Annotated in this window: 22 protein-coding genes; 9 read left to right on the forward strand and 13 right to left on the reverse strand. The window is 74.0% G+C overall.

The window, feature by feature from the left end; genetic code table 11:
- Window positions 1-27: 27 nt before the first annotated feature.
- Window positions 28-747, forward strand: a complete 720-nt coding sequence (locus GA0070564_RS14870) for a thymidine kinase (protein ID WP_091609248.1) — start codon at window positions 28-30, stop codon at window positions 745-747.
- A gap of 3 nt (window positions 748-750) precedes the next feature.
- Here the strand turns inward: GA0070564_RS14870 and GA0070564_RS14875 are convergent, their stop codons facing one another.
- Window positions 751-1209, reverse strand: a complete 459-nt coding sequence (locus GA0070564_RS14875; protein ID WP_091609249.1) for an Rv0361 family membrane protein — start codon at window positions 1207-1209, stop codon at window positions 751-753.
- Between the two features lie 110 nt (window positions 1210-1319).
- Here GA0070564_RS14875 and GA0070564_RS14880 point away from each other — a divergent pair, with 110 nt between their 5' ends.
- Entirely contained in the window at window positions 1320-3026 is a 1707-nt protein-coding gene (locus GA0070564_RS14880; protein ID WP_091609250.1) for an acyl-CoA dehydrogenase family protein, read from the forward strand.
- 4 nt (window positions 3027-3030) lie between these two features.
- On the opposite strand, the gene GA0070564_RS14885 is transcribed toward GA0070564_RS14880, so the two are convergent.
- Together GA0070564_RS14885 and GA0070564_RS14890 are read right to left on the reverse strand one after the other, a co-directional pair.
- Window positions 3031-3840, reverse strand: coding sequence for an alpha/beta fold hydrolase (locus GA0070564_RS14885; protein ID WP_091609251.1), 810 nt, complete (start codon window positions 3838-3840; stop codon window positions 3031-3033).
- Window positions 3841-3856: 16 nt separating this feature from the next.
- Entirely contained in the window at window positions 3857-4522 is a 666-nt protein-coding gene (locus GA0070564_RS14890; protein ID WP_091609646.1) for a DUF4097 family beta strand repeat-containing protein, read from the reverse strand.
- A 229-nt stretch (window positions 4523-4751) separates the two neighbouring features.
- Here GA0070564_RS14890 and GA0070564_RS14895 point away from each other — a divergent pair, with 229 nt between their 5' ends.
- Both GA0070564_RS14895 and GA0070564_RS14900 read left to right on the forward strand, forming a co-directional pair.
- On the forward strand, window positions 4752-5480 hold the full coding sequence (locus GA0070564_RS14895; RefSeq protein ID WP_091609252.1) for a helix-turn-helix domain-containing protein: 729 nt from the start codon (window positions 4752-4754) through the stop codon (window positions 5478-5480).
- An 8-nt stretch (window positions 5481-5488) separates the two neighbouring features.
- On the forward strand, window positions 5489-5860 hold the full coding sequence (locus GA0070564_RS14900; protein WP_091609647.1) for a VOC family protein: 372 nt from the start codon (window positions 5489-5491) through the stop codon (window positions 5858-5860).
- Between the two features lie 47 nt (window positions 5861-5907).
- Here the strand turns inward: GA0070564_RS14900 and GA0070564_RS14905 are convergent, their stop codons facing one another.
- The gene (locus tag GA0070564_RS14905) at window positions 5908-6753 is read right to left on the reverse strand and encodes an LLM class flavin-dependent oxidoreductase (RefSeq protein WP_091609648.1); all 846 of its coding nucleotides are present in this window, start codon (window positions 6751-6753) and stop codon (window positions 5908-5910) included.
- Window positions 6754-6868: 115 nt separating this feature from the next.
- Here GA0070564_RS14905 and GA0070564_RS14910 point away from each other — a divergent pair, with 115 nt between their 5' ends.
- The 3 genes from GA0070564_RS14910 to GA0070564_RS14920 all read left to right on the forward strand — a co-directional run bounded on the left by GA0070564_RS14910 (window position 6869) and on the right by GA0070564_RS14920 (window position 9038).
- Window positions 6869-7591 (forward strand): recombinase family protein, encoded by a 723-nt coding sequence (locus GA0070564_RS14910; protein WP_245670009.1) that lies wholly within the window; start codon window positions 6869-6871, stop codon window positions 7589-7591.
- Window positions 7588-8022, forward strand: coding sequence for a hypothetical protein (locus tag GA0070564_RS14915; RefSeq protein ID WP_091609253.1), 435 nt, complete (start codon window positions 7588-7590; stop codon window positions 8020-8022). The genes GA0070564_RS14910 and GA0070564_RS14915 overlap by 4 nt, the downstream gene beginning before the upstream one ends.
- Window positions 8023-8414: 392 nt before the next feature.
- The gene (locus GA0070564_RS14920) at window positions 8415-9038 is read left to right on the forward strand and encodes a hypothetical protein (protein ID WP_091609254.1); all 624 of its coding nucleotides are present in this window, start codon (window positions 8415-8417) and stop codon (window positions 9036-9038) included.
- 54 nt (window positions 9039-9092) lie between these two features.
- Here GA0070564_RS14920 and GA0070564_RS14925 read toward each other — a convergent pair whose 3' ends face one another.
- From GA0070564_RS14925 to GA0070564_RS14950, 6 genes are all read right to left on the reverse strand, one after another.
- Complete coding sequence (locus GA0070564_RS14925) at window positions 9093-9617, reverse strand: DUF5956 family protein (RefSeq protein ID WP_091609255.1); 525 nt, start codon at window positions 9615-9617, stop codon at window positions 9093-9095.
- A 274-nt stretch (window positions 9618-9891) separates the two neighbouring features.
- Window positions 9892-10431: a DUF1062 domain-containing protein gene (locus tag GA0070564_RS14930; protein WP_245670011.1), complete on the reverse strand. Its 540-nt coding sequence runs from the start codon at window positions 10429-10431 to the stop codon at window positions 9892-9894.
- Between the two features lie 260 nt (window positions 10432-10691).
- A complete protein-coding gene (locus tag GA0070564_RS14935; RefSeq protein WP_091609257.1) occupies window positions 10692-11687 on the reverse strand; it encodes a tyrosine-type recombinase/integrase in 996 nt (331 codons plus the stop codon).
- An 88-nt stretch (window positions 11688-11775) separates the two neighbouring features.
- A complete protein-coding gene (locus GA0070564_RS14940) occupies window positions 11776-12204 on the reverse strand; it encodes an Hsp20/alpha crystallin family protein (RefSeq protein WP_091609258.1) in 429 nt (142 codons plus the stop codon).
- A gap of 84 nt (window positions 12205-12288) precedes the next feature.
- Entirely contained in the window at window positions 12289-12804 is a 516-nt protein-coding gene (locus tag GA0070564_RS14945; protein ID WP_091609259.1) for a GNAT family N-acetyltransferase, read from the reverse strand.
- 45 nt (window positions 12805-12849) lie between these two features.
- Entirely contained in the window at window positions 12850-13347 is a 498-nt protein-coding gene (locus tag GA0070564_RS14950) for a MarR family winged helix-turn-helix transcriptional regulator (protein ID WP_091609260.1), read from the reverse strand.
- A gap of 68 nt (window positions 13348-13415) precedes the next feature.
- Here GA0070564_RS14950 and GA0070564_RS14955 point away from each other — a divergent pair, with 68 nt between their 5' ends.
- Window positions 13416-14651 carry an MFS transporter gene (locus GA0070564_RS14955; RefSeq protein WP_091609261.1) on the forward strand — a complete coding sequence of 412 codons (1236 nt, stop codon included), beginning with the start codon at window positions 13416-13418 and terminating at the stop codon, window positions 14649-14651.
- On the opposite strand, the gene GA0070564_RS14960 is transcribed toward GA0070564_RS14955, so the two are convergent.
- Window positions 14648-15049, reverse strand: a complete 402-nt coding sequence (locus GA0070564_RS14960; protein WP_091609262.1) for a cupin domain-containing protein — start codon at window positions 15047-15049, stop codon at window positions 14648-14650. The genes GA0070564_RS14955 and GA0070564_RS14960 overlap by 4 nt on opposite strands.
- A 65-nt stretch (window positions 15050-15114) precedes the next feature.
- On the opposite strand from GA0070564_RS14960, the gene GA0070564_RS14965 reads away from it, so the two are divergent.
- Window positions 15115-15933 (forward strand): TIGR04222 domain-containing membrane protein, encoded by an 819-nt coding sequence (locus tag GA0070564_RS14965; RefSeq protein ID WP_091609263.1) that lies wholly within the window; start codon window positions 15115-15117, stop codon window positions 15931-15933.
- Window positions 15934-15943: 10 nt separating this feature from the next.
- Here the strand turns inward: GA0070564_RS14965 and GA0070564_RS14970 are convergent, their stop codons facing one another.
- Entirely contained in the window at window positions 15944-17422 is a 1479-nt protein-coding gene (locus tag GA0070564_RS14970) for a vWA domain-containing protein (protein ID WP_218104926.1), read from the reverse strand.
- 161 nt (window positions 17423-17583) lie between these two features.
- Complete coding sequence (locus GA0070564_RS14975; protein WP_091609264.1) at window positions 17584-18612, reverse strand: aldo/keto reductase; 1029 nt, start codon at window positions 18610-18612, stop codon at window positions 17584-17586.
- Window positions 18613-18720: the final 108 nt, after the last annotated feature.

The raw sequence follows: 18720 nt of genomic DNA on the forward strand, positions 1-18720 counted from the left end.
GCGACCGATGGGCTAGGCTGCCCCGACGTGACCGACGACGCCGCTGCCGCCCCGATCTGCCTGGCCCGGCCCCTGCCCGGGCCGGACGACCCCACCGCCACCGGCTGCGCCGCCGCGCGGGGCGTCGACGGACGGCCGCTGCACGCCGCCGCGCTGAAGTTCTTCTGGGGCCCGATGGACTGCGGCAAGTCCACCATGGCGTTGCAGATGAACCACAACCACGCCCGGCAGGGCCGCCGCGGACTGGTCACCACCCGCATCGACCGGTCGCTGGGCCCGCAGGTCACCACCCGCATCGGCCTGGCCCACACCGCCATCGAGGTCACCGACTCCCTCGACCTGCGCGACCTGGTCCGCGACGCCTGGGCCGAGGGGGTACGCGTGGACTACCTGATCTGCGACGAGGCGTCCTTCTACAACCTGGAACACGTCGAGCAGATGGCCGACCTGGTCGACAACTACGACGTCGACGTCTACGCCTTCGGCCTGGCCACCGACTTCCGCTCCTGCCTGTTCCCCGCCGCCCGGCGACTGTTCGAGTTGGCCGACTCGGTGGCCCGCATCCAGGTCGAGGTGCTCTGCTGGTGCGGCCGGGAAGGGCTGCTCAACGCCCGGGTCGTCGACGACCGGGTGGTCCGCGAGGGCGCCCAGGTGGTCATCGGCGACACCGTCGACACCGCCGACGTGCGCTACCAGGTGCTCTGCCGCCGCCACTACCGCGCCGGCGACCTCGGCCCGCGCTGCTGAGCCTCAGAACGGGTCACCGCACACCCGCCACTTCCCGTCCTCCTGCACCACCGGCAACTTGCGCTCCTCGCCGGCGCCACCGTCGCGGGTCAACCGCACCGAGACCGTGGCCCGGGGCCGCCCCCGCAGCGTCGAGATCGACACGTCGGTGATCTCGTAGCCGCTGACCCGCGGCGGGGTCCGCACCCAACTGTCGAAGCCGACCTGACTCCACCGGGAGCGGGCGTCGGCGCACAGCTTCCCGTACGCCCGGTCGGTGTCGCCGGCGGCGACCTGTTGCAGGAACCCGTCGGCGGTCTCCCGCACCGGCCCGCCGGCCTGCATCACCACCTGCACGTTCCAGGCGGCCAGCCCGGCCACCCCGATCAGGCAGGTGCCCAGCCCCAACCCGCCCAGCAGCAGGCCGGAGCGGACCGGCCGGGACCGCCGGGCCGGCCTGCTCCACCGCTGCTGCGTGCCCATCACCTGTAGACCGTAGGCAACGGGCGCCCCGCCGCGCAGGAAGTCGGCCCTGTCGCCGCGGGCACCGGATCGTCTACGGTCGGCCCAACCCGCCCGCGAGGAGCCCACCGATGTCCCGTTTCGTGCAGCCGGCGCCACCCCCCGACGACCCGTACACCGGTGACGCGCTGCTGCGCTCCTGGCTGGAGCGGCAGCTCGGCCCGACCGGGCACGCCGCCGCGAAGGGCCGGCTGGCCGACCTGGCCGCCGACGTCACCGGGCCGCTGCGCGCCGCGCACGCCGACGCCGAGGCGCACCCGCCCACCCTGCGCCGCTACGACCCGTGGGGGGCCAGGATCGACCGGATCGACACCCCGGCCGGCTGGCAGGCCCAGCGGGCCGCCGCCGCCCGGCACGCCGTGGTCGCGCTGCCCTGGCTGGAGCACGCTCGCGACACCTGGGGGGCCGCCGCCCGGGTCGTCCAGCACGCCCTGCTGCACCTCTACGCCCCCGAGTCGGCCACCTTCTCCTGCCCGGTGGCGATGGCCGACGGCGCCGCCGCGCTGCTCAGCCGCCCCGAGATCGACAGCGCGGTCCGCGCCGCCTGGCTGCCCCGGCTGACCGCCACCGACCCGGACACCGCCGTGGTCAGCGGGCAGTGGATGACCGAGTCGACCGGCGGCTCCGACCTGTCGCGTTCCGGTGCGGTGGCCCGGCCGACCGCCGACGGGTCGTGGCGGCTGACCGGGGAGAAGTGGTTCTGTTCGGCCGCCGACGCGCCGATGGCGGTGGCCCTGGCCCGCCCCGACGGCGCCGGCCGGGGCAGCCGGGTGCTCGCCCCGTTCCTGGTGCCCCGCTACGCCGCCGACTCGCCTCTGGCCGGCGCCACCCTGCCCGGTGACTTCCCCGCCCCCGGGGTCAGCGTGCACCGGCTCAAGGACAAGCTCGGCACCCGGGCGCTGCCCACCGCCGAGATCGGCCTGCACGACGCGTACGCGCTGCCGCTGGGTGACCCGCACGTGCCCGGCCTGGTCCGGGCGATGACCCTGGTGGTGGTGACCCGGGTGCACAACGCCAACGCCGCCGCGTCCGGGATGCGCCGCGGCCTGGCCCACGCCCGCGCGTACGCCGACGTCCGGCAGGTGGCCGGGGGCCGGCTGGCCGACAATCCGCTGCACCGGGCCACCCTGGGCACCCTCGCCGTCGACGCGGCCGGCGCGTTCGTTCTCGCCGGGCACGCCTTCGCGCTGCTCGGCCGGGTGGAGGTCGACGCCGACCCGGCCGCCGCCGCCGAGCTGCGGGTGGTCGCCCCGCTGGCCAAGCTGGCCACCGGCCGCCTCGCCGTCGCCTCGGCCAGCGAGTACGTGGAGGCGTTCGGCGGGGCCGGCTACGTCGAGGACACCGGCGTGCCCCGGCTGCTGCGCGACGCGCAGGTGCTGCCGATCTGGGAGGGCACCACCAACGTCCTCGCCCTGGACGTGCTGCGGGCGATCAGCCGGGAGGACGCCGGGACGCCGCTGCTGGCCCGGCTGGCCACCGCGACCGACCTGGCCGCGCCGATCGACCCGGCGCTGGCCGACACCCTCGCCACCGTCACCGGCGAGCTGCGCGAGACCGTCGGTCGGGTCACCGCCGACCCGACCGCCGCCCCGGTGGTGGCCGGCGCGCGGGGGCTGGCACTGCGCCTGGCGTACGCCCTGACCGCCGCGCTGCTGGTGGAGCACGCCGCCTGGGGCGACGAGCAGGCCGCGGTGGCGGCCCGGCTCTGGGCCCGCCGGTGGCTGCGCCACTGCGACGTCGCCGCCGACGCCCACCGGCACCTGGAGCTGCTCTGCTGACCGCTCACGGCCGCTCGCCGTCGAGGGCGGCGACCTCCCGTACGGCCGCGGTGATCGCCGGGAAGTCCTTCTTCAGCAGCGCGCCGTGGTTGCTGGACACCTTGGCGCTCACCACGATGTTCGGGTTGCGGGCGGTCACCCCGTCGAGGCTGGTGCGGATGCGCTCCTGCTCGTCGCCACGGCTGCCGAACGACGTCCCCGAGGCGACCACGTACCGCACGGGCACGGTGATGGCGTCCAGCACCGGACCCAGCTCCCGCTCCCGGGAGATGACGCCCACCTCGATGTTGCTCTCCGCCTGCTGCGCCGCGGTCATCCTGGGCGCCAGGCCGGTGGGGCGCAGCAGCGGCAGGAACCAGCTCATCCGCCGGAACAGCGTGCGGATCCGGCGCTCCATCGCCTCGTCGAGCCAGTCGTACGGGAACGCCCCGTCGACCAGCACCGCGCCGATCGTGCGCTCCGGGTTGCGGTTGGCCCGGTGAGCCGCGACGAGCGCCCCGTACGACCAGCCCACCAGCACCGCCCGTGGCACGTCCCGGGCGGCGAGGACGGCGTCGACGTCGCGCACGGCCGCGGCGAAGGAGTAGTCGGCCGAGCGGCGTGACCTGCCGCGGGCCCGCTCGTCGTAGGTGATGTGCCGCCATCCGCCGCCCAGGTCGGCGATGACGTGCCGCCAGTACCCCTGGGTGGCGAACTGGCCGTTGAGGTAGACCACCGGAATGCCCGTACCGCCGGTGTCGGTGACCGCGAGGGCGGTGTCCTCGACCGGCACCATGCCGCTCCACGCGGCCGGGGACGTGCTCTTCGTCGTCATGCTGCTGCTCCTTCTGCTACAGGCTGCGGGCGGTGATGTCGCCCTGGCCGGTGGTGGCGTGGATGTCGAGGGTGGTGGCACCGTCGTTGCGCAGGGAGTTGCTGACCCGGCCGTGACCGGTGCCGGCGTCGAGGGCGGCCGATACGCCGGCCGCGGCGGCGACCGTGATGTCGCCGGCCCCGGTGCGCAGCTCGACGGTGCCGGCCACCGCCGCGCCGATCCGGATGTCGCCGCGGGCGGTGCTGATTCGCGCCGGGCCGGTGAGCCGGCCGACCTCGACGTCGCCGTCGAGCGCGGTGAGGCGGACCTGTCCGGCCTCGTCGACCTTGATCCGGCGGTACGCGCCGTCGACGGTGAGGTCGCCGAGGCGGCCGACGCCGCGCACCTCGACGCCGGCGGCCTCGGCCTCGACGTGGGAGCCGGCCGGCAGTTGCACGGTGACCTGCACCGATCCGGACGGGCCGAGCAGCCGGTTGCGCGGTGCGCGGGTGTGGATGCGTAGGACCCCGTCGGTGCAGGTGACGTCGGTGCCGTCGGCGGCCCGCACGTCGCCGTCGCGGGTCGGGTCGGCCGGCAGCACCTCGACGGTGGTGTCGGCGCGGTCGGCGGCGATGACCTGGATCCGCCCGGCGGGGATGGCCAGCACGGCGGTGACCGGGGTGGGGGTGGTGAACGTCTGCATCATGCTCTCCGCGGCTCGGTGACGTTTCTGATAGCGGAAAAGCTACGTAGCTTTCCATCTAATGGCAACAACGTTGTTGCATCCAGATCGCGTTTAAACAGCTCAGAGAGCTCCAATCGTTGCAACGGCTCACGGTTCAACGCAACGCGACCTGGTGTGCTCGTTGCAATGGGAAGCGATGAACGCTATGGTCGGCGGCACAGGGAACGACGCGAGTGGGGAGACCGCGATGCCGGGAGGCAGGCTCAGCCAGCAGGAACGCCAGCAGATCGCGCTGGGACTGGCCGACGGCCTCTCCTACGCCGGGATCGCCCGACGCCTCGACCGTCCGACCTCGACGGTCACCCGGGAGGTGATGCGCAACGGCGGTCCCACCGCCTACCGCGCCGACCTCGCCCACCGGGCCACCGAGCGCCGGGCACACCGGCGCCGGCCCACGGCGGCCCGACCGACCACAAGTCCGCAGGGGCGCGACGCCGAGGCCCTGGCCGAGTACGAGGAGACCCTGACCACCGTCCTGATGGCCTCCGGCCTGCCCAAGATGACGGCCCGGGTGCTGACCTGCCTCTTCACCACCGATGCGGGCAGCCTCACCGCGGCCGGCCTCGCGCAACGCCTCGAGGTCAGCCCGGCGTCGGTCTCCAAGGCGATCGGCTTCCTGGAAGGTCAGAGCCTCGTCCGCCGGGAACGCGACGAGCGCCGCCGCGACCGCTACTTCGTCGACGACGAGCTCTTCTACCAGGCGACGATCGCCAGCGCCCGGGCCAACGACCAGCTCGTCGCGACCGCCCGCCAGGGCGTCGCCGTCCTCGGCCCGGACACCCCGGCCGCCGCCCGGCTGGAGAACATCGCCCGCTTCCTCGATTTCATCAGCGAGAGCATCGTCCGCGCCGCCGAACAGGCCCGCGAGGTCCTGCGCACCCCGACCGGGCAGAACTGTCAGGCCCCCCGGCCATGATGGCCGCCATGACCGCACCCGCCGACCTCATCATGGTCAACCTGGACAGCTCCGACCCGGCCGCCCACGCCGCCTTCTACGCCGACGCCCTGGGTTGGGAGGTCACCCACAGCCAGGCCGAGTACGCGATGATCGCCAAGGACGGCACGTCGATCGGCTTCGGGCTGGTCCCCGACTACCGGCCACCGGCCTGGCCCGACGAGGGCGGCGCCAAGCGCTACCACCTCGACCTCTACGTCGACGACCTGGCCGAGGCGCAGAAGCGGTTCGTGGCGGCCGGGGCGAGCCGGCCGGAGCACCAGCCCGGCGGCGACCGCTGGGTGGTGCTCCTCGACCCGATCGGTCAGCCGTTCTGCATCTGCCCCCGCCCGCAGGGCTGACGACGGCCGGGTCGGCGCGCCGGTGGCGTGCCGGCCCGCCCCGGCGTTCAGCGCAGCGGGCCCCGCTCGATCGCTGCCCGCATCGCGGCCGGGTCACCGGACTTGACGAACTCCAGCCACCAGGTCGCCCCGGCCTGCTCGATCTGGCGCAGGTAGGCCCGCTCGGCGCGCTCGTCCGGTCGGCGGCGCCGACCGCCGACCGCCACGTCGAACGGCTCGCCGTCGGCGCGGGCCGCCGGCAGCGTCGTGACCAGGTCGTGCACCTCGTCCGGGGTGAGGTCGGCCCAGTCGGCGGTGTCGGTCAGCTTGTAGGGGACGATGCCGTCGGCGCGCGCGGCGCGGCGCAGCACCGCCTTGGCCTGGGTGCTGCCGCCTACCCAGACCGGCACCCGGTGCGCCTGCACGGCGGCCGGCCGCAGCATCACCCCGTCGGCCCGGTAGTGCGCTCCCCGATGGTGCAGCCGCTCGCCGGCCAGCAGGCCGAGCAGCACGTCCAGGCCCTCGTCGAGCATCGCCGCCCGGGTCTTCAGGTCGGTGGTCTCCCCGAGCGGCGCCCATCCGGGATCGTTCGCGTCACCCACGCCGACCGCGACGGTGGCCCGACCGGCGGAGAGGTGATCGAGGGTGAGCGCCTCCCGGGCCAGTTTCGCCGGGCGGCGTCGGGGCAGCCCGGTGACCGTGGTGCCGAGCCGGATCCGGCTGGTGCGGGCGGCGATCGTGGCCAGCAGCAGCCACGGGTCGAAGGTCGGCGGGTCGACGCCCTCGTAGTAGACGAGGTAGTCCTCGAAGAACACCCCGTCCCAGCCGGCCCGCTCGGCCAGCTCCCCCAGCTCGGTCAGGAGCGTCGCGGTCACGCCGGCTCCGCCGCAGGAGATCTCCAGTCCGTGTCTCATCGGCAGCACGGTACGGCGGGGGGCCGACACCCGGCCGTACCGGCGCTTGAGGACCAACGTTCGGGAAAGTCGCGCTAACGATGATCTTGACGGGTGCCGGTTGGCCGGAAAGTAGTTGATCCTGTCTGTCAATCGAACGTTTCCCGTACAAGATCGAACACGGGGCTTTGACGCGGTCGGGGCCGTTCGTAAAACCTGTCCGGAAATCTCGGCGTGTCCAACAAGGCAGCGAGGGTTTTCCGGTCACCCTGAACGCCATGACAAGGCCTCCGGCAAGAACGCCGACCGGCCCGGCCTGCACGACGCGTTCGAGTACCTGCGCCCCGGCGACGCGCTCACCGTCGTGTCCCTGGACCGGCTCGGCCGCTCCCTGGAAGACCTCATCACCATCGTGGGCCGGCTCAAGCGCCACGGTGTCGGGTTCCAGTCCCTGCACGAGAAGCTGGACACCACCACCGCCGGGGGCATGTTCGTCTTCCACGTCTTCGCCGCCCTGGCCGAGTTCATCCGCACGATCATCGTGGCCAACACCAACGAGGGCCTGGCCGCCGCCCGCGCCCGAGGCCAACGCCTCGGCCGGCCACCGGCGATGACCCCGGAAAAGGCCGCCTACGCGATGCAGCTCCTGGTGGAGCCGGACCGGTCACTGTCGTCGATCGCGAAGCTGCTCGGCATCTCCCGCAGCACCCTGTACAAGGCGCTGCCCGAACTCGTTCCGCCGCAGCTGGCCCGGGATCGCCTGGCCGCGCAGATCGCCGCCCTGCCGGCTGACACCCGACCCGCGCCCGCGCTGCACCCGTACGACGCCCTGCTCAACCAGCAGCCGGCCCGGCCGTGACCACGGGTCAGGCAGAGCCGGCCGGTTGGCGGCTCGCCTGGGACCTGGCCGTGGCGCTGTGGCGCGAACTGCGCGCCGGTCCGCAACCGCTGCCCGTGCTCTACCTCGCCTGCGACGGCTGCGGGCAGGTCACCGCGCACACCCGGGTGCAGAAGGTCATGGACATCAGCGACGGAGCGGTCATCGGCTCTCCGCCCGAGGCTGTGTGCGAGGCGTGCGAGCACGCGCAGCGCCGCACCGTCGGCGACGAACTGCCCGCCGACACCACGGTCATCTGCGCCGGCCACCGGTTCCGGCGGTTCGGTCTGCGGCGCCGACGCCGGGCGTGCAGCGAGGCCTTCGCCGTCCCGGCCGCAGCGGTCCTGGTGGTCTGCCCCTGGTGCGTGACGCGGCAGGCCGGGCCCGGCCGGCATTCCCGACAAGCGATGTAACGACGGGTGTCTGTTCACGGCGGGAGCGAAACACCTGGTCCCAGCCGGGTGCCGGCGTGACCGACGGATCGTCATATGTCGGCGCGACGACCCGCTCGGTCGCCGGTGGTGGAAGTTGCAGGATCTGCCGCTATCGATCCTTGTTGTGGATCGTCGCCGATGGTTACGGTGCGGTGTCTGGTTGTACCGAGGAGCCTTAGGGGAGGTCTCATGAGGATCACCAGAGCACTACTCGCCGCCGGGCTGGCCGTCGTGTCGATCGCGGCGGTCCTGCCCGGCGCGGCGACCGCCGCGCCGACGTGGAAGGGCCTGACCGGCCCGGCCCGGCCGGGACCGGGTTGCAGGCCTGCGTGGCGCAGGCCAAGGCGCAGCGCCCGGCGGCTTGGACGTGCATGGGAGGGGCACTGACCACCACCGGTGCGAACGGCAAGCCGAGCACCACCGTCGTGGCCGACGACTTCCAGCAGACCGCGCCGGTCGCCGACCGGGTGGGCATCGCCGCCGACGACTACGACAGCTGGTGCGAGTCCGGGTCGGTGTGCGGGCGGCCGGTCGGCGGGGAGTACATCGCCGAGGTCAAGGGCAACGCCCCGTACGGCAACGCCGCCGGAGTGATCGGCGCGTTCGACTTCATCGTCCGGCAGGCGTTCAACGGCCAGTACGCCCGCTGGCGCAACACCCTCATCTGGGACTACGGACCGCAGATCGAGCCCCAGTCGTTCACCAACAACTGCCGGACCAACGTCACCGGCCCGGACGGCTACTGCGGGCAGAACCCGTTCTACTTCGGCAACGTCAACTCCGCCAGCTGGCGCAGCGACAAGCCCAGCACCACCACCTACTACCAGAACTCCCAGAAGACGACCGGCAGCGGCCGCTACCACGACGACAACTACGGGTCGTTCTTCGCCTACGGCTACTCGCCGCTGTTCTACGCCCCGACCATCCACACCGGCCGCTGGGACCGCTGCAACGCGAGCCCCTACTGCCGCTACTACCAGGTCCCCTGGGCCTGAGGAGTTCCCACCATCGGTGGCCGTCCGGCACAGCGCCGGGCGGCCACCGCCTCCTCATTTGGTCAGCTCGGCCAGCAGCTCGGCGGTGAACCGCACGTAGGGTGCGCTGCACGCGCCGTCGATGCCGGCGGCATCAGCACGGCGGCCGAGCTCGGCGAGAAAGTCATCGACCGACGCGAACCCAGGCGGGGGCTTCAGCAGCCACAGCCGGGCCCGCGGCCGGCCGGTGACTCCCGCCTCCGCGAGCAGGGCGTCGTTGTCGTTCTCGACCTCGTTTCGCGACTCCCAGCTGGAGCGGACCGTCTGCTCGCGGATCACCTGGCGGGTCTTCGGGTCCTGCTCGTACCACCACTCGTAACGGGTCGCCCGGTCCGGCACCCACGTGCGCAGTTCCCGAGGCCACACCGCCGGCAAGAAGACCAACATGGGCGCGTCCGACGCCAGCTGCCAGCCCCGCGCGGTCAGCTCCCGCACCTCCGGCAGCTGCTCCGGAGTGAGCCCGTCCGCGTCCACCTCACCGGCCCGGGCGGCGGCCGGATCCGGGAGCTGGTCCAGGCCCCAGTCGTAGGTGATGTCCACCCCCGCACTGTACGACCACGCGCGCCGGGCGGCGCGGCTGTTGAGGCAGCTCGGGACCCGTCGGCCACGCTCTACAACCACATCCCTGAGCGGCCCGAGCTTCGCGCTGCCGGCCGGGCCCGCGCCGCGGCGTTCACCGCATGATCCGTCTGGCGCCTCACCTGGGATCACCCGCCCGGCTTAGCGTGACTTTTCGTTCCGATGCTCCTCAACGGCCGTACCGCGGCGGAGGTGGCCACGGCGGGATCCGGCACCCCGCCGCGGCCACCTCTGCCTAGCCCTCGGCCAGCAGGGTGAAGGTGAAACCGCTGACCGTGGGGCGGCCCAGCGGCCGGTCGGACTTCACCCGGCGCCGCACCTGCGGCCGGGTGAGGCCGAGCCCGTGGGCGACGATCCGGTCCGGGCGGACCGGCACCGGATCGTCGAGGACGACCTCCACCCGCACCGGCCACCCCTGGTCCAGCGGCACCGGATGGGTGTCCAGCCGCCAGGCGTCGGTCCAGTCCAGGGTGAAGTGGCAACGCCGGGCCAGCGCCGGGTCCAGCAACCGGGCCGCCACGAGGGCCGGATCGTTTACCCGGTAGCCGCGCAGCTCGGCCGGCTCGAAGGCGCCGACCGGGGTCCGCTCGTGGACGGTGAGCTTGCGCGTCCGATCGCAGGACACGCAGCGGACCAGCAGCCACACGTCCAGCAGCTTGCGGTTGGCGTTGACGCGAAACCTGCCCCGGCCGGTGGTGGCCGACTCCGACGGGCAGTCCAGGCAGGGCAGGGTCAGCAGGGGCAGCCTGGTCCGGCGGACGAACCAGCGCAGCACGGTATGAGGTTGTGAGGACATGAGGTTGCAGACCTGATCTCGGTAGACCTGACCCGAGGCCGATCACGCGCGGCCTCGAAACGCCGTGGACCGGGCGCGCGAGGGCAGCCCGGCGTGACCGACGGGACCGTCGGTCACGGGTGAGCGCGGAGAAGGGTCAGATCTGGCGAGCAGGCGGGGTCATCCGGGGTTTCCTCTGTCCTCACTCGACGGGGTCAGGGGCAACCTACGCAACGCGACGCGGACCCCTCAAAGGGTTTTCAGCCGCGCCGACGGGCGCGGGCCGCCCAGATCACGTACGCCGGGTCCCGGTCCAGGTTGTGCCGGTCCCGGTCGTAGCGGCGGGTGGTCCGGGGGTCGGCGTGGCCCATGGCGTCCTGCACGTCCTCCAGCGGCACCCCCTCGGCACGGGCGGTGGTGGCGAAGGCGTGCCGGAGCGAGTGCGGTGACAACTTCGCCCACGCCGCGATGCCGGCCTCCCGGGCCAGCCGGCGCACCAGCCGGAACACCGAGTGTCGGTCCAGCCGGGCGCCGCTGGCGGTGACCAGCAGCGGACCGGTCAACCGGGCCACCGGTACGCCCTCCGCGGCGGCCCGCGCGGTCAGGTACGCGTCGACGGCGTACGCCGTACCCGGGGTGAGCGCCCGCCGGCGGGGCCGGCCGCCCTTGCCGACGAACCGCACGCTGCGGTGGCCCCGCTCGGCGCCCAGGTCGGTCAGGTCCAGCGAGATCAGCTCCCCCACCCGCAGTCCCAGGTCGGCCAGGAGCGCGATGGCGGCCCGGTTGCGGGCGGCGGTCGGGCCGGTGTCCGCCTCGGCGGCGGCGAGCAGCGCGTCCACCTCGTCCGGGGTGAGCCCGATGGTCGCCGAGTGGTCCCGGTCGATCCGCGGCCGGTCGGCGCCGGCCACCGGGTTGGCGTCGACCGCCCGCAGCCGGAGCAGGAAGTCGTACCAGCTGGACAGGGCCGACAGCCGGCGGGCGACGGTGGCCGGGGTCAGCGGGCGGCCACTGCGGACGGCGCGGGTGGCCTCCAGGTCGCGGGCGTAGGAGTTGACGTCGAGGAAGTTCGCCCGCAGTGGGTCGAGACCCCGCCCGGCGCACCAGGTCAGCCAGGTGGCGATGTCGCGCCGGTAGGCGTCGCGGGTGTGCTCGGACAGGCGCCGGTTGCGCAGCCAGGCCTCGGTGAAGTCCACCGGCCCGCCGGCCAGGGCGGGTGGGGCCGACGAGCGGGGCAGCACCGGGGCGTCGCTTCGCATGTGAGAAAGACTCTCAGCCCCGCCGGGAATTGCGGAGCAGGCGCGCCCGGGCGACCGCGTCACCACGGACGCCCGGGCGCGCCCGGGCTCAGGCGTTGATCTCCCGGCGCCCGTTGCCGTTGGCGGCCGTGACGCTGATCCGCCGGGGCTTGGCCCGCTCGGCGATCGGGATGCGCAGGGTGAGCACCCCGTTGTCGTAGCCGGCCTCCAGCCGGTCGGTGTCCAGGGTGTCGCCGAGGAACAGCTGGCGGCTGAAGGTGCCCATCGGCCGCTCGGCGGCGACCAGCTCCACCGTGTCGCCGGTGGGCCGCCGGCGCTGCGCGCGGACGGTCAGCACGTTGCGCTCGACGGTGCAGTCGATGCTGTCCGGGTCGACGCCGGGCAGGTCGAACGCGGCGTAGAACCAGTCCCCGTCCCGGTAGGCGTCCAGGTGCATGACGGCCGGGCGGGTGGCGGTGCTGAACAGCTGCTCGGCGAGGCGGTCGATCTCGCGGAACGGGCCGGTACGCATCAACATCGGTGTGTCTCCTCGGTTCTCCAGGTGCCGAAGGTCTCGTGGGCCGCGAGTTGAGCCGATGGGACTCAACTTCCTCTTCTCTATTTAGCGCGCCGGGCAGGTCTCGTCAAGGGCGCCCGTCAGCGGCTTCTCGAACCAGTGCTGCGCGTACGGACCGTCGTTGAACGCCGGGATCTCGGCGTACCCGTGCCGGGCGTACAGCGCGCGGGCCTCGACCAGGTCCGAGCGGGTGTCCAGCCGGATCCGGGTGGCCCCCGCCGCGGCGGCCCGCCGCTCGACCTCGGCCAGCAGCGCCGCCCCGCCACCACTCCCGCGGTGCGCCGGGTCGACGAAGACCCGGGTCAGCTCCGCCCACCCGGGCCGCCACCGCAGCCCCGCGCAGCCGGCCGGCGTACCGCCCCGGTCCGCCACCAGCAGCACACCGGTCGGCGGGGCCAGATCGTCGCTGGGAAAGGCGCTCATCGCCTCGGCCACCTCCCGCCGCCGGGCGGGTCGCCGGTACCAACGGCCCACGATCTCGTCGTAGTAGCGCCACAGCAGGGCCGCGGCGTCGGGGTCGTCGGGTTGGGCGCTGCGCAGCGTCCACGTCGAGGTCGTCACGCTCCGATCCTCGACGCCCGGTCAACGGGGTTTCCGGCCACGGCCTCAGGCGTCGGGGCGCTCGGCGACGAGCATGACCCGGCGCAGCAGGTCGGCCAGCTGCCGGCGTTCGGCCGGGTCGAGGACCTCGAGGAGGCGGTGCTCCTCGTCGCCCTGCACCTCCATCGCAGCGTGCCAGGCCGCCCACCCGGCGTCGGTGAGCTCCACGTCGACCCGGCGGCGGTCGACGGTGGAGGGGATGCGGCGCACGTAGCCGCGCCGCAGCAGCGCGTCGACCCGCGCGGTCACCGAGGCGGGTGCCATCCGCAGGTCGTCGGCGAGCTCCGAGGGGGCGGCCCGGCCGCCGCGTCCGGCCAGGGTGTGCAGGGTGTCGTACTCGTGGGCCGGCAGGTCGTGGTCGGCCAGCACCCGCTCCTTGACGGCCCGCAGGTGGCGGGTCAGGTAGAGCATCCGGACCACCGCGCCCTCCACGTCGGGGTCCAGCTCCGGCAGGACGGGCAGCCAGCGGGCGACATGGGCGTCGGTGCGGTCGCGGTCACTCACCCCACCAGTGTACGTCGACAACGAAATATTCGTTGACGAAAGGTTCGACGTCGAACTACATTCTGGCGATGACCCACCCCCTGCGGCTGCCCGCCTTCCGCCTGCTCTTCATCGGCCGTACGGCCTCCGCCGTCGGCGACGCCGTCGTGCCGGTCGCCCTGGCCCTGGCCGTGCTGCGCGTCACCGGCTCCGCCGGCGCGCTGGCCCTCGTGCTGAGCTGCGCGATGGTGCCCAAGCTGCTGCTGCTCCCCCTCGGGGGCGTGATCGCCGACCGCTTCCCCGCCCGCAAGGTCGCCATCGTCACCGACCTGGTCCGCGGCGCCGCCCAACTCGCCGTCGGCCTGGAACTGCTCGGCGGCAGCCCCGCCCTGACCCACCTCGCGGTCGCCTCCGCCATCGGCGGCGCCGCCTCCGCGTTCGCCATGCCCACCGCGTCACCGCTGGTCGCCGGGACCGTCGAGCCCGCCCACCGGCAACGCGCCAACGCGCTGATGGGCGCCACCGCCAACGCCAGCCGGCTCGCCGGCCCCGCCCTGGCCGGCCTGCTGATCTGGACCGTCGGCCCCGGCTGGGCCTTCGTCCTGGACGCCGCCACCTTCGCCGTCAGCGCCGCCCTGCTGACCGCCATCCGGGTACGCCACGTCCCGGTGCCCAAGCGATCGCTGCGCGCCGACCTGGCGTCCGGCTGGCAGGAGGTGCGCACCCGCGACTGGTACTGGTCCAGCCTGATCGCCCACGGCGTCTGGAACGGCGCCGCCGCCGTGCTGCTCGTCGTCGGCCCGGTGGTCGCCGTGCAACGCCTCGGCGGCGAAGGGGTCTGGGTGCTCATGCAGCAGGTCGGCGGGGTGGGCCTGCTGGCCGGCTCGCTGCTGGCCACCCGCGCCCGCCCCACCCGCCCGGTCCTGGTCGGCAACCTGGCCCTGGCCGGGTACGCGGCGCCGCTGCTCCTGCTCGGCCTCACCGCGCCCGCGGTGCTCGTGATCCCCGCCTACGGCCTGGCGCTGGCCGCCCTCGGCTTCCTCAACCCGGTCTGGGAGACCGTCGTGCAGGACCGGATCCCTGCCCACGCGCTGGCCCGGGTCAGCTCCTACGACTGGCTGGTGTCGCTGGCCGCGATGCCCGTCGGCTACGCCCTCGCCCCGCTCGCCGCCCGGGCCTGGGGGACGTCCGCCCCGCTGTTCGTGGCAGCGGCGCTGGTCGCCCTGTTCTGCGCCGGCACCGCGGCCGTCCCCGGCGTACGACGAGTGACCTGGACCACCGCCCCGGCCGACGCCGCCCCGCAGCCCGCGGCCGCGACCCGCTAGGGCGCCAGGGGATGCCCGGTGGTGGCGTCGACGTGCTCGGGCACCGCCTCGTGACGGTCGCCGACACTCGACGTACCCGACGGTTCGAACATCAGGATCGACGCCCCGCCCGGGGCGGACGGCCGATGCTCCACCCCACGCGGCACCACGAACACCGCGCCGGTGGGCAGCACCACCTCCCGCTGCCCACCGTCCGCGCCGACGCGCAACGCGATCCGCAGCTCCCCGTCGAGGACCAGGAAGAACTCGTCGGTGTCGTCGTGGGCGTGCCACACGTGCTCACCGGCCACCTTCGCGATCCGCACGTCGTAGTCGTTGACCGTGGTGACGACGCGCGGACTCCACAACTGGTCGAAGCGCCCCAGGGCGGCGGCCAGTTCGATCGGCTCAGGGCTCATGTACCCATCGTCACGCATCGCGCCCACGCCCGGCGCCCCCGATCGGCCCGGCCATACTGGTTCCCATGCTCTGGGGTGTCAGCGGACCGCTCTTCCTCCTCGACTACCTCGCCGCCGTCGCCGGGGCGCTCGCCGTCGCCCTGGCGGTACGCGCGGCGACCGGCCGGCGCGTCCGGGGCGCGGAACCGGACACCGTCGAACTGGCGTACCTGACCGACCGGGCGGGCCTGGCCTGCCAGGTCGGCGTGGCCGCCCTGCGCCGCGCCGGCGTGGTCCACCTCGGCGGACTGGCCACCATGTCGGTCGACGGTCCCCCACCACCGCGCTCCGCGCAGCTGGTGCGCGCCCTGCACGCCGCGCTACGCCGGCCGCAGACCTGGGCCGCCGTGCTCGCCGACCCCACCGTCGGCCGGGCCCTGCGCCGGCTCGTCGGCCGCCTGGTCCGCGACGGCTGGCTGCTCACCCCCGCCCAGCGACGCCGCGTCGCGCTGGCCACCGTGCCGCTGTTCGCCGTCGCCGCCGTCGGCGTGACCCGGCTGGTCGACAGCGCCGTCGAGCACCGCGACGCCGGCACCCCGGCGTCGGTGGCCGGCCTGCTGCTGTGCTGCCTGGCCACCGCGCTCGGCGGCTGGTGGCTGTGCGAGGTGCCCGAGACCGGCGCCGCGGCCCGCCGGCTGCTGCGCCGGCGACGGCGGTCCCTCGCCGAACTCAACCCCGAACTGCGCCCCACCTACGCCGGACGCGGCACCGACGAGTTGCTCGCCGCCGCCGCGGTGTTCGGGCCTCGCCCGCTGCTCGCCATCGACCCACGCTTCGCCGTGCAGATCGGCGTCGACCCCGAGCGCACCCGCCCCACCACCCCGCCGAAGCTCGCCCGGCGCTGACCGGCCGCCGTCAGCGCAGCTCGTCGGCCGCGCGGATCACCCTGCCCAGGTCCCGCACGTCCCCGTCGTCGGTCTCCGCCGCCGCCCGGTCGGCGATCGTCGCCAGCTCGTCCAGGTGCGCCGGCCGGTCCTGGCGCAGCGCCTGCGCGAACCAGGCCGCCGCGTAGCAGGTCCGCAACCGCGCCGACGCCTCGGTGAAGTCCCGGTCCAGGTCGGCGACGCTCACCGACGCGTACGTCTCGGCCGGCTCCCGGCTGCGCGGATCCGCCCACCGCACCTGCACCCGGGCGGCCCGCGCCGACGCCTGCACCCCGTCGGCCAGCCGCACCTCGTACAGCGCGGTCACGCTGTGCCCCGGGCCCACCTCGCCGCCGTCGACCCGGTCGTCGCGGAAGTCCTCGTCGGCGACCGCCCGGTTGTCGTAGCCCACCAGCCGGTACGAACGCACGGTGTCCTTCTCGAACGTCACCTGCACCTTCGCGTCCAACGCCCGCACGGCCAACGTCGCCGGCAGCTGCTCGACGAACACCTTGCGGGCCTGCCCGGGATCGCTGACGTACACGGCGAACCCGTCGCCCCGGTCGGCCAGCTGCTCCATCAGCTCGTCGCCGTACTCACTGCCGACGCCCACGCCCAGCATCGCGATCTGCTTCTCCGCCTCGGCGCGTACCCGGCGCAGGATCGGCTCCGCGTCGGTGCTGCCCACGTTCGCCAGCCCGTCGGAGAGCACGATCACCCGGTTGGTGCCGCCGGCCCGGAACCCGTCCCGCGCCACCCGGTAGCCCAGCGTCAGCCCGGCCTCCAGGTTGGTGCTGGACCGGGTGTGCAGCGCGTCCACCGCGTCGTGCAGCGCGCCGGAGTCGGAGACCCGGGTCATCTCGCGGACCACCCGCGCCTCGTCGCTGAACTCGACGATCGCGATCGAGTCGGTCGGCCGCAGCTGGTCCACCAGGGTGTGCAGCGCGTCCTTCACCAGGTCCAGCCGGCCCGGCTCGTCCATCGACCCGGACACGTCGACGACGAAGGTCAGCGCGGCGTCCGGGCGGGTGCGCGCATCCTCCGACCGGGTCTGCAGGCCGACCCGCAGCAACCGGGTCTGTCCGCCAGCCTCGGCGTCGCGGGGCAGCCGGGCGCCGTCGGTGTGGATGGCGAACCCGTCGCCGGCCGGCTCCGGGTAGTCCTGCCGGAACGAGTTGACGAACTCCTCGGGCCGTACCTCAGCGGGCCGCGGCAACCGGCCGTCGCGCACCAACCGGCGGGTGTAGCCGTACGACGCGGTGTCCACGTCGACCCCGAAGGTGGACCGCGCGTCCTGCCGCGTCTGCGTGTCGCCGTCGCCGACGGCCGCACCCTCCTCCCGGTACGGCGCCGGCGCCGGCCGATCCGCGTTGCTGCCGCGCCCGGTGGGGCCACCCGCGGAGCAGGCGGTGACCGACATGGCGGCCAGCAGCACCCCCGACAGCAGCGCCATCCGTCGTCTGTGGACCATGCTTCCTCCGCGAGGGCGAGGGGTGGGCGACCCGAACGGGTCCCGGCATGGTCATTGGACGCGCCCCGGCGCGCCGACGGCTCCCGCCGTGGCCGAGTCGAGACCCAAGCGTGAACGTCGTTACCGTTTCGTGGGCGGCGCGTTACCGAAGCCGCCGGCCCTCAGCCCGCCGGCAGCTCCCGGCCGCGCTGGCGCACCCCCGCCTCGCCGTACGGGTAGTCGGCGACCGGCGGGGCGCTTGCCTCGTCCAGCAGCCGGGTGTCCTCGGCGTCCAGCCGCAGGTCCGCCGCGGTCAGGTTGTCGTCCAACTGGTCGGTGGTGCGGGCGCCCAGGATCACCGAGGTCACCGCCGGCCGGTCCGCCAGCCAGGCCAACGCCACCGCCGACATGGACACCGCGCGCCGCTGCGCCACCTCGCGCACCGCGTCGACCACCCGCCAGGTGCGCTCCTGCGCGTTGCGCCCCGCGTACGCCTCGACGCCACGCTCCGGGTCCTCACCGAGGCGGGTGGCGCCGGTCGGCGGGGTGTCGCGCCGGTACTTGCCGGTCAACCAGCCCCCACCCAGCGGCGACCAGGGCAGGATGCCGATGTCCTCGTTCTCGCACACCGGCACGATCTCGAACTCGATCTCCCGCACCAGCAGGTTGTACTGCGGTTGCAGGGTCACGATCGGGGTCAGCCCCAGATGGTCGGTGAGCAGGGCGGCCTTCTGCAACTGCCAACCGGTGAAGTTGCTGACCCCGGCGTAGCGGATCTTCCCCGCCCGCACCGCGTCGTCGAAGAAGCGCAGCGTCTCCGGCAGCGGCGTCAACGGATCCCAGGCGTGCGCCTGGTACAGGTCGACGTACTCCACGCCGAGGCGGCGCAGGCTGGCGTCCAGGGCGCGGGTCAGGTGCACCCGGGACAGTCCGGCGTCGTTGGCCCCCGGGCCCATCGGGAACCGGCCCTTGGTGGCGATCACCAGCTGGTCGCGCAGCTCCGGGTGGCGGCGCAGCCACCGGCCGACGATCTCCTCGGACACCCCGGTGGAGTAGACGTCGGCCGTGTCGACGAAGGTGCCGCCGGCCTCGACGTACCGGTCCAGCTGGGCGAAGCTGCCGGCCTCGTCGGTTTCCGCGCCGAAGGTCATCGTCCCCAGGGCCAGGGTCGACACCACCGTGCCGGTGCCGCCGAGGGTGCGGTATCGCATGGGCTTCCTCCCAGGTCGTCGCCGGTGACCCGCCGATCCTGCCACCGCCGGCCACGGCCCGCAGCGCAGACCGCCCCCGCTGCGCCCCACCGGGCGATGCGGCAGAGT

Source organism: Micromonospora mirobrigensis (assembly GCF_900091555.1).
GTDB lineage: Bacteria > Actinomycetota > Actinomycetes > Mycobacteriales > Micromonosporaceae > Micromonospora > Micromonospora mirobrigensis.

Excerpts from the sequence above, each read along its gene's own strand:
- GA0070564_RS14875 (WP_091609249.1), bottom strand. The coding sequence starts at position 1,209 with ATGGGCACGCAGCAGCGGTGGAGCAGGCCGGCCCGGCGGTCCCGGCCG.
- GA0070564_RS14880 (WP_091609250.1), top strand. The coding sequence starts at position 1,320 with ATGTCCCGTTTCGTGCAGCCGGCGCCACCCCCCGACGACCCGTACACC.
- GA0070564_RS14885 (WP_091609251.1), bottom strand. The coding sequence starts at position 3,840 with ATGACGACGAAGAGCACGTCCCCGGCCGCGTGGAGCGGCATGGTGCCG.
- GA0070564_RS14890 (WP_091609646.1), bottom strand. The coding sequence starts at position 4,522 with ATGCAGACGTTCACCACCCCCACCCCGGTCACCGCCGTGCTGGCCATC.
- GA0070564_RS14895 (WP_091609252.1), top strand. The coding sequence starts at position 4,752 with ATGCCGGGAGGCAGGCTCAGCCAGCAGGAACGCCAGCAGATCGCGCTG.
- GA0070564_RS14900 (WP_091609647.1), top strand. The coding sequence starts at position 5,489 with ATGACCGCACCCGCCGACCTCATCATGGTCAACCTGGACAGCTCCGAC.
- GA0070564_RS14905 (WP_091609648.1), bottom strand. The coding sequence starts at position 6,753 with ATGAGACACGGACTGGAGATCTCCTGCGGCGGAGCCGGCGTGACCGCG.
- GA0070564_RS14920 (WP_091609254.1), top strand. The coding sequence starts at position 8,415 with ATGGGAGGGGCACTGACCACCACCGGTGCGAACGGCAAGCCGAGCACC.
- GA0070564_RS14935 (WP_091609257.1), bottom strand. The coding sequence starts at position 11,687 with ATGCGAAGCGACGCCCCGGTGCTGCCCCGCTCGTCGGCCCCACCCGCC.
- GA0070564_RS14940 (WP_091609258.1), bottom strand. The coding sequence starts at position 12,204 with ATGTTGATGCGTACCGGCCCGTTCCGCGAGATCGACCGCCTCGCCGAG.
- GA0070564_RS14955 (WP_091609261.1), top strand. The coding sequence starts at position 13,416 with ATGACCCACCCCCTGCGGCTGCCCGCCTTCCGCCTGCTCTTCATCGGC.
- GA0070564_RS14960 (WP_091609262.1), bottom strand. The coding sequence starts at position 15,049 with ATGAGCCCTGAGCCGATCGAACTGGCCGCCGCCCTGGGGCGCTTCGAC.
- GA0070564_RS14965 (WP_091609263.1), top strand. The coding sequence starts at position 15,115 with ATGCTCTGGGGTGTCAGCGGACCGCTCTTCCTCCTCGACTACCTCGCC.
- GA0070564_RS14970 (WP_218104926.1), bottom strand. The coding sequence starts at position 17,422 with ATGGTCCACAGACGACGGATGGCGCTGCTGTCGGGGGTGCTGCTGGCC.
- GA0070564_RS14975 (WP_091609264.1), bottom strand. The coding sequence starts at position 18,612 with ATGCGATACCGCACCCTCGGCGGCACCGGCACGGTGGTGTCGACCCTG.